The 271-nt window shown below is 52.4% G+C and carries 2 tRNA genes; both read right to left on the bottom strand.

Annotated elements, in window-relative coordinates:
* Positions 1-87: 87 nt before the first annotated feature.
* Positions 88-164: transfer RNA gene (locus FAY47_RS14135), tRNA-Met, on the bottom strand.
* Positions 165-170: 6 nt separating this feature from the next.
* Positions 171-246: transfer RNA gene (locus tag FAY47_RS14130), tRNA-Met, on the bottom strand.
* Positions 247-271: the final 25 nt, after the last annotated feature.

Here is a 271-nt window from a genome sequence, read left to right as displayed (position 1 = left end):
AAGACCGGAATCGAACCGGTACGGTGTTTAACCACCGCAGGATTTTAAGTCCTGTGCGTCTGCCAGTTCCGCCACTTCGGCACATCATGGTAGCGGAAATAGGACTTGAACCTACGACCCTTCGGGTATGAACCGAATGCTCTAGCCAGCTGAGCTATTCCGCCATCTTATGGTTGCGGGGGCAGGACTCGAACCTACGACCTTCGGGTTATGAGCCCGACGAGCTACCAACTGCTCCACCCCGCGTTATTATAATTTTCAACTGAAAAGT

The sequence above is a fragment of the Clostridium sp. HBUAS56017 genome, assembly GCF_007115085.1.
GTDB lineage: Bacteria > Bacillota > Clostridia > Clostridiales > Clostridiaceae > Clostridium > Clostridium cibarium.
Note: the sequence above shows the minus strand (reverse complement) of the source record. Positions and strands in the feature narration are given on the sequence as shown.